Origin of the sequence: Lysinibacillus sp. GbtcB16 (assembly GCF_019091145.1) — a bacterium.
In the GTDB taxonomy this organism is placed as follows: Bacteria; Bacillota; Bacilli; order Bacillales_A; family Planococcaceae; genus Lysinibacillus; species Lysinibacillus fusiformis.
The window spans coordinates 1-2,401 of record NZ_JAGXJV010000039.1; the positions used below are offsets into that span (position 1 = coordinate 1).

2 protein-coding genes and 1 pseudogene are annotated in these 2,401 nt (G+C 30.2%); all 3 read left to right on the plus strand.

Annotation, left to right across the window (positions count from 1 at the left end):
- Positions 1-320 (plus strand): annotated as a pseudogene (locus KVT27_RS22985) (12-oxophytodienoate reductase); the annotation flags it as partial.
- A gap of 54 nt (positions 321-374) precedes the next feature.
- Complete coding sequence (locus KVT27_RS22990; RefSeq protein WP_000643934.1) at positions 375-1,313, plus strand: NAD-dependent epimerase/dehydratase family protein; 939 nt, start codon at positions 375-377, stop codon at positions 1,311-1,313.
- A 17-nt stretch (positions 1,314-1,330) separates the two neighbouring features.
- Complete coding sequence (locus tag KVT27_RS22995; protein ID WP_098021151.1) at positions 1,331-2,011, plus strand: nitroreductase; 681 nt, start codon at positions 1,331-1,333, stop codon at positions 2,009-2,011.
- Positions 2,012-2,401: the final 390 nt, after the last annotated feature.

Below are 2,401 nucleotides of genomic sequence, written 5' to 3' on the forward strand. Positions count from 1 at the left end.
CTCGTCGTTTTTGGTTACCTGATTTTGAAGGTTCCGAACTTAATTTAGCAGGATGGGTTAAGAAATTAACCGGAAAACCAGCTATTACAGTTGGTTCAGTTGGTCTTGATAATGAGTTTTTAAGCGCTTTTTTAGAAGGTAAAGGTGCTAATAATACGAATATTGATAAATTAATTGATATGCTCGAACAAGAAGAAGTTGATTTAGTTGCTATTGGTCGTGCTTTATTAGCCGATCCTGCTTGGGCAGTAAAAGTACGTGATGGTCGTTTTGATGAGTTACGTCCTTTCCAAGTTGAATCATTAGGTACACTGTTTTAAATATATGCTTTATATTACTAAAAGAGTTGTTTTCATAAATGAAAGGATGAGAATATGAAAGCAATAATTTTTGGAGGAACTGGCTATATTGGCAGTCATATTATTGAACAACTAATTTCAGCCGGATATATGGTAACTATAGCTACACAAGATATCGATAATATAAGTTTTTTAAGAGATATGGCAGTCAATATTGTTCAGTTCGATAAAACGGATATTAGTTCAATTCAACAAATTATCAAAGGACATGATGTTGTTTACAATTTATCCATAGAGGATAAATTACATAATAGCTTTTTAGAAGATATTGAAGAGGAAATAGACTTTACCAAAGAGCTTATTATTTATTCCTCCAACACTAAAATTTCTAAGTTTATTCATTTAAGCACAATTTTAATATACGATTTTCAAAAAGAGGATAATATTGATGAATTCTATGTCCCAAATCCTCAATATCAGATTCAAAAACTAGGTATTCACTGGGAAAAAGTAGTTCGGGAAATTGGTCAACAAACCGGAATTAAAACTTGCATATTACGTCCAGCTATTTCTATTGGAACTAGGGATAGATCTTCATTTTTCACAAGATTATTAGAATCTCATTCTAATAATCTATATCCACTTATAGAAAAAGGGAATCCCGAAGTATCTCTTATTGATGCAAGAGATATTGGCCGTGCTATGGCCTGGTTAGGGTCATATGAGTGCAATAATGAAAATGATAGTGTCTTTTTAGTAAAGGGATTTAATACCACTTGGTATCAATTAAAAAAAGCAATCGATGATGTAATAGGCAAAGAATCACAAACGGTTAATTTACCTAAAAATCTAACCAGTGAGCAAATTGAAAAGTATAATTTAACTCCGTTTACAGTTAAGGCATTTTCAACAAATAGATTAATAAATGATAATAGAATTAGGAAAAAGGGATTTATCACTAAATACAAATTGGAAGATACAATTAGAAATACTATTGAGTATTATTTGAAATAAATTCTCAGGAGGAAAATATGAATAATTCTACATTAAATGAAACTAAATTATTTGGATCCCGTTATACTTGCCGTGCATATAAAAATATACAAGTTGATAAGGGGCTATTGGAAAAAGTATTTGTAGATGCAACAAAATCGCCTTCTTGGGCCAATTCGCAACCTTGGGAAATTTTTGTTGCAGGGGGCGATAATCTAAAAGAGTTAAGAAAAGCTTATTTAACAGCATTTAAAAATGGAGTTCCCATTAATTCAGATATTCCTAGACCACAACATTGGCCTCAAAAATTAGATGATCGTATGAAACAAATGGCTATTGAGAAATTTGAAAATATGGGTATTGATCGGGACGATACACAGGCTAGACAAAAGCATATAGAAAATAATTTTAACTTTTTTGGTGCGCCAGTTGTAGCATTTTTATGTATGGACGCTTCTCTATCTGAATGGTCAGTATTAGACATAGGACAATTATCACAAAGCTTAATGTTAGCTGCACAAGCGCATGGATTAGATTCAGCTCCTTCTTATACTTTTGTAACATATCCAGATAAATTGAGAGAAATTTTAGATATTCCAAGCCATCTTAAAATAATGTTAGGAATTGCTATTGGATATGGGGATTCTGAGCATGAACAGAATCAATATAAAACTAGTAGAGCACCTTTAGAAGAAATTGTTTATTTTAGAGGGATATAATTAAAATTCATTCGTAAGTTAGATATTAAGTAATATATACCGTTAGAAATTAATTATCAAAAACATATAAAAAGAAACTGCTTATAATCATCTAATGTATATAAGTGGTTTCTTTTATAAATAAAAAATTACATATTCGTATACAAGGGGTTAAACGTGATGAAAAAATGGATTTCTGTACTTTTAGTAACATCTTTTATACCTTCGTTACTTCTTTTAAATCTAGAATCAAAGAAAAAATCTAGCAAATATATAGAAATAAAAAGGGAGAAATTATAATTATTTTATTACATATATATTAGATTAAAGGCCCTATATAAACGGTAGTGATGCATTAAAAAAATGAAGGGAGTTTTAAAGATGTCATTTAAATCGTTATCCTATCAAGAG